This window comes from Nocardiopsis halophila DSM 44494 (assembly GCF_000341245.1).
GTDB lineage: Bacteria > Actinomycetota > Actinomycetes > Streptosporangiales > Streptosporangiaceae > Nocardiopsis_A > Nocardiopsis_A halophila.
This window is the reverse complement of the sequence record NZ_ANAD01000111.1, coordinates 1-6294: the sequence shown is the minus strand read 5'-3', so window position 1 is coordinate 6294 and position 6294 is coordinate 1. Positions and strand designations below refer to the sequence as shown.

General features: G+C 70.2%; 2 protein-coding genes and 1 pseudogene. 1 reads left to right on the top strand and 2 read right to left on the bottom strand.

What is annotated here, in order from left to right; all coding sequences use genetic code 11:
• Positions 1–2509, bottom strand: a 2509-nt coding sequence (locus D450_RS0113720) for a DUF262 domain-containing protein (protein ID WP_017539241.1), incomplete at its 3' end; no start/stop codon positions are given.
• Between the two features lie 80 nt (positions 2510–2589).
• Positions 2590–4713 (bottom strand): UvrD-helicase domain-containing protein, encoded by a 2124-nt coding sequence (locus D450_RS0113715; RefSeq protein ID WP_017539240.1) that lies wholly within the window; start codon positions 4711–4713, stop codon positions 2590–2592.
• A 900-nt stretch (positions 4714–5613) separates the two neighbouring features.
• Between D450_RS0113715 and D450_RS0113705 the strand changes: the two are divergent.
• Positions 5614–6294 (top strand): annotated as a pseudogene (locus D450_RS0113705) (carbon starvation CstA family protein); the annotation flags it as partial.

Below are 6294 nucleotides of genomic sequence, written 5' to 3'. Positions count from 1 at the left end.
GTGGGGGGAGCCACTCCCTGCAGTGGCCGAGGAACCACTCCAGCGTCTCGCGGACGATCTCCCGGCTCTCTCCGGTGAGCGCCGAGACGGGGAAGCTCGGGCGCCGTTCCAGTGCCGCTTCCGGCAGGTCGATGCCGGGCCCCTGGTTCAGGCGCTTCAAGAGCTCCAGGCGCAGGTCCGCATCATCGAACGGCGGTCGGGTGCGCAGGTACTGGAAGACCACCTCGATGGTGCCGTACTGGGGGTAGATCACCAGCGGCCAGCGGATGTCCGGGGAGGTGGACCGCTCCCAGGCGAAGAGTCGGCAGCTGACGGCCCGGTTCGGCGAGGTCCGGTAGTCCAGGACGCCGCCCAGCCTCTCCCAGGTCTCCATCAGGTCGGTGACGGCCTGCGCTTCGTCGGCGGACAGGTGGGCGGCGAGCTGGTCGAGGAACATCTGCTCCTGTTCGACGCGCTCGTTCACCTCCATGCCGGTGAGCGTGGCCAGCGTCGCCGCCGATAGGCGCCGGTCCGGGGCGGCCGCGCCGGAGTCGGTGAAGGCGACGCCCTCGGCGGCGAGCGCCCGCTCGGCCTCCGCGTTCGCGGGGACGCCGTCGGTCGCCAGCACGCGGTGGACGTTGGGCAGCCCCGCCTCCTGCTGCAGGAGGGAGGCGATGGTCGCCGCCTTGGCGCCGACCAGCTGGCCGACATCCCGGTAGGACGTCCAACCGCCGGAGGGGATCGCGGCCAGCGCGGCCCGGGTCGGCTCGCCGATCAGTTCGGGGCCTTCCTCGCCCTCTTCCGCGGGGAGCGGGGCCGGCCACAGGGCGATCGCCCTGTCCGCAAGGCGCTCCGAACGATTCTCGATCTCGGGGCGGCCCCAACTGTCCGCGTCCGCGATCTCGCGGTTCATCTCCAGCGCACTACGGTCGAGGATCTGCTGCTTGCGCTCGAACAGGTGGTTGGACAGGCGGGAGTTCTGTGAGGTGAGGGTCAGGTTGCCGAGGGTGTGCAGCAGCCGGGCGTGGAGTTCGGTGGGCGTTTCATCGTCGTCGGTCTGCCCTTCGAGGACCTCACCCCAGTGGGGCGTGAGCGACTGGGGCATCACGTGCTCGATCGACAGCTTGGCCTTGCGGAAGTCGACGGGCTCGTCCCCGCAGTAGCTCTCTTCGAGGCGGCGGAGGACGAACGTCCGCTGGGGAGCACGACCCGTCCAATAGAAGTTGCGCGTCGCGATCGCCGAGCGCAGAGCACGGTCCGAGGGCCATCGGTGCCGGGGGAGTGACAGGTAGCGGTGAACGGACTCGTCCACCGGCACGCCTGTCTGGACGGCGGCGGGCGAGGACATCATGATCCGGTTGAGCCCTTGGGACTGAATGCCCGCGAAGAGCCGCCGGACCAGATAGCTCTCCACGTAGGAGAGCGCGCGCACGACCTCTTCGGTAGAGGCGTGGTCCTGGTCGCGGAGCTGGAGCAGGCGCAGGGCCAGTGCACGGTAGATCGTGTTGCCCCACGCGACCAGCCGGGCCAGCGCCGCGCGCAGCTCGGGGTCGTCCTCATGGGCGGGCTCCACCACGCGCAGCAGCAGCTGGCCGAGGCGCCACAGCTGTTCGAGCTCCGCGCGGACCGCGGCCTCGCCGCCGCGCTCGGCGACCTCCTTCAGCCGCTTCTGCTGCCCGTAGTAGACCTCGCTCTGCTTCGCCCGCTCGTCTCCGCGCAGGACCAGGTCGAGCCAGGCCAGCGTCTCCAGGTTCTCCGGGCCCAGCTCGTCCTGCATGGGCGACCACACCTCGTCGTAGACCTCCTCACCGGTCTCGGGGAGGAGCATGAAGACGTAGTTGCGCAGGAGGTCGCTCTGGCTGAGCCCCTTGCCGGTGTCGTTGAGGGACTCGAAGATCCGGAACACGTTGTCGCCCGAGTCCGCCTGGATCTCCACGAGGCTCAGACGGCGCCCGACGGCCGCCTCGACCTCGAGGAGCTCGTCCTCGGAGTACGTGGCCATCTTCTGGCAGAAGAAGTGGTGGGCGCCTTCGACGCCGTCGGTGTCCCCGTTCTTGGGCCTGCCGTCGATGACCGCCTTGAACACCGCCCGGTCGACCTGGGTGGGCAGGAGGCGGAACTTGTCGTCGCGCTTCTTGTACCGGTTGACCAGGTAGGTGTCGTGAATGCGGTCGGCATTCTGGTAGGCGTCGGACTCCTCGTCACCGCCGTCGCCGAGTTCGCGCAGACGGTCCCGGACGGCCGCGAGCGCGAGGGTCAGACTCGTCAGCCGCTGCTGCCCGTCGATGACCAGCCACCTGGTCATGTCACTGGCGGCGGATGCGCCCGGCGCCATGACGACCGAGCCGAGGAAGTGCGTTGTGGCACTGCCCGCGGGCGCCGCGCGGTCGTTCTCGATCTGTTCGAGCAGGTCCTCCCAGAGGCGGGAGAGCTCGTCCTTTCCCCATGAGTACGGCCGCTGGTACAGCGGGATCTGGAACTGCTTGGTCCCCTCGACCATCTTCTGAAATGTGGTTTCGTAGGCCTTCATGCTCCGGGCTTTCGTCGGGGTGACTGGTCGTGGGAGCGGCCGCTCAGCGGGAAAGCGGTCTTCCCTGTGGTGAACGGCGGTCAGCGGGGAAGGAACCGGCTCGGCTCGCCGGTGTAGGAGACGTACAGGGAGTCGCGGGCCCGTGTGCACGCCACGAATGCGAGGTTGCGCTCTTTCTGGACGTCGTGCGCGTGGGCGACGGGGTCTTCGTCGGCCGGGACCAGGTGGGGCTCGTAGGGGAGGTGCTCCGCATCGGCCCCGACAACGGCGGTGCACCGGAACTCCAGCCCCTTCATCGAGTGCATCGTTCCGACCCGCACGCCGCTGTTCTCGGCGAGCCCGCACGTGGCGATGGAGCGGGTGCGGAGCGCTGCGGCCGCTTCGCGAGCGAGCGCGTCGGTGCGGGCGGCCACACCGATGGCGTCGGCCTCGACCCCTTCGGCCATCCATTCCGTCACCCTGTCTGCCAGGGCTGACAGTTCCGCATCCTGGGAGGGGAAGCCCTGCACGACCGGCCTGCGTCCGTGCAGGGGAGAGGAATAGCCGTCGAGCCGGTCCTGGAGGCCGTCGAGCCCTTCGACGGGGGAGGTGCCCAGGAGGGGGACGGCCCAGGACAGGATCTCCTGCGTGCTGCGGTAGCTGACGTTCAGCCTGCGGCTGCGGCCCCGGACGTTGATGCCGACGGCGGCCAGCGAGACGCGGTGGTCGTAGATGCGCTGGTGCGGGTCCCCGGCGATGAACAGGTCGTCGGGGCCCTCAGGGACCAGGGCCCGGACCAGGCGCCACTTCGCCGGGTGCAGGTCTTGCGACTCATCGACGACGACGTGGCGGTACAGGCGCCGCCCCTTACGGGCGAGGACCGCCGCGGCCTCGGAGGCCAGCTGGGTGAACGTCCACTGGCCCTCGGCCCGCATCCGGTCCGTGGCCTCCAGGACGGCGGACCAGATCGCCTTGCGCTGCCCCTCACCGAGGCGCCCGCCCCTGCCGCGCCGCCGGGCCTTGAGGTAGTCCCTCTCAGTGGTGAGGTCCTGCGCCAGGATGACGTGCTCCCATTCGTCGAGGAGGAAGCGGCCGCTGAACCCGGTCCCCTCGGCGAACCTGTCCCAGAGGTGCACGAGCTCGCGTGTCCGGGGGAGCACGGGCACGGCGCCCGTCTCCTCGCGCACGACCTGGTAGGCGATCTTGTCGAGGTTGCGCACGTCGACGAGGCGGCGCTCCTCGGAGTCACCGGCGAGCAGGTCGATCTGGGCGCGGAGCGCGGCATCCAGGGTCTTGGTGAACGTCGTCAGCAGGATCGGCAGCGGCCCTGCGGTGTCGTCGCCGGCCTCCTGCCCGGAGGCGTGCACCCGGGCCGCCAGGTGGGCCGTCCGGTGCACGGCCGTGACCGTCTTCCCGGTCCCCGCGCCGCCTGTGACCATGGCCGGGCCGCCGTAGCCGTCCTTGTAGGCGATGCGCCTCTGGTGCGGGTGGAGGAACGTCCGCCAGGCGTCGAAGGGGTGGTCGAGGATGTCCTGCAGCTCCTCGGGCCCTTCGACGAAGACGGCCCGCTGCGGCGTGCGACGGATGGCGGCGGCCAGGTCCTCGGGGTCGATGTCGGAGGGCTCCACCTCCTCGACCAGGTCCTTGCTGAGCTCGGCCCACGCCTCCTCCACGGTCATCCCGGAGGCCAAGGCGACCAGGGCGTTGTGCTGGGCCGCCGGGAGCATGGGCTGGAGCGCGTCCAGGTGGGTCTCGTCGGGCAGCAGGCGCACGATGCGTTGGGTGTGGGCGTCGATCCCGAGCTGGGCGAGGTGTTTGTCGGCGACATGGTCGAACAGCCGCTTCTCCGCGCCTTCGGCGACCGGCTGCAGGGCGGCCCCGACGGTCTCCAGATTCGCCTCGTCCCGGAACTCCAGGACCCCGAACGCCTGGTTGACCGAGGCACGGCGCCTCTTGCAGAACTGATAGGCGTCGTCGTGGGGGAGGACCGCCACGAGCAGGAACATGTCCCCGTCATCAGGCGCGAGGACGACCCCGCGGTATCCGAGCGTGATCCGCAGCGTCCGCCAGCGCGGGTCCAGTGCCTCGTGGGGGCGTTCCAAGTGGCCGCCGGCGAAGTAGGTGTCGGAGAACTTGCCCAGCGCGGAATCGACCGCGTCCCGCACCTTCTTCTCCAGTTTCGCGTACTGGCCGAGGAAGTCGATGGCGAGCGCGAGCTGGGGCATGGGGGCCTTTCCGATGCAGGGGCGGGGCACGGAGCGGGGGGACCAGGATAGGGAATCGGGAAAACGCCCGGGGCCGTACGGATTTCCGGGCGGATGCGCTCCCTTCGGACCCGAGGGGCCCATTACTCCCGTTGAACGAGGAGTCTCGGCCGGGGCCGGGATGTCGGCGAAGCGGTCGGCGACGAGAGCATGGCCGGGTCCGGCCACGTGTGGGTACGCGGAGCACCGGTCCCCTGAAGTGGGCCGGAGCAGAAGCGCCTGACAGCGGCGGGTGGGGAGAGCTCAGGTGGCTCTCTGAGCATCGCGCGCGAAGCGCGCGTGGAACTCCGGGTCGTCGGACAGCTCTGACCTGACTACCTACACGGCCGCCCACCGGCCTGTGCGGTCCGTTCCCGCGTAGTCCACCACCCCCATGCCACCGGCACCGATCCTCCCCCGGAGCGCGAACGGGCCGACCTGCTGCGGGTCCCCTGTTTGCAGGGGCGGGACATGCGGCTCATGCCGCGCCGGATGCGACTGCACGGGACCTCGTTCCTCGGAGGGGCGGACGGCAAGGGCCGAACAGCGGAGATCCCACCGCATCGCGTGACGGCCGTCAATACCCGGGTCGGGGAGCCTCGGGGACCGGCTCTCCCGGCGTGGCGCAGGACTCTCCGATCTCGTCTGCGCCGCGGCGCCGGCGCCGAGCGTTCAGCGGCGGAGCGGAGAGCCGCCAGGGCGCGGTGTCGGGCTCCCCGTCGGCGCCCGTCAGCGCCGGGGGCGGCGGTCCACGCATAGCAGTCGATCATCCCCGTTTGACCTGGGATTCGGTGGGGACGAGCCCTGTCTGTGACGTGGGGCACATGCTAGCTTCGTGGGCGCACGCGTCCGGTGGCATCCCGTACTCCCGGAGGGTCGGCCATGCCCGCTGTCGTCGTTCTCGTCGCCGTTCTGGCCGTCTTCGCGCTCGGCTACCTCTACTACTCCGCCTACCTCGCCAAACGCGTCTACGCCCTCGACCCCGCGTTCACCACCCCGGCGCACGCCTACAAGGACGGGATCGACTTCGTCCCGACCGACCGGCACATCGTCTTCGCCCACCACTTCATCTCCGTGGCGGGCGCCGCGCCCATCGTCGGGCCGGCGATCGCCGTGTTCTGGGGATGGGGGCCCGCTCTCGTGTGGGTGGTGCTGGGGACGGTCTTCGCCTCCGGGGCCCACGACTTCGGGTCCATCGTGGTCTCGGTCCGCCACCAGGGGCGCAGCATCGGCAACGTCGCCAAGGACGTCATCGGCCCGCGCGCCCGCGTGCTCTTCCTGTTCATCATCTTCTTCCTGGTGACGATGGTGAACGCGGTCTTCGCCGTGGTGATCGGCAACCTGTTCATCGGCACCCCCGAGGCGGTGNNNNGGTCGTCGTCGGCCAGTTCGTCTACCGCCGCCGCACCGCCGCACTGGTGCCGTCGCTGATCGCGCTGGTGGTCGTCTACGCCTGCATCCCGCTCGGCGCCGTCGTCCCCATCACCGTCGACCCCCTCGCGAACCTCCTGGGCGTGGAACCGCTGCCGGTGTGGATCGTGCTGGTCTTCGCCTACACCTTCT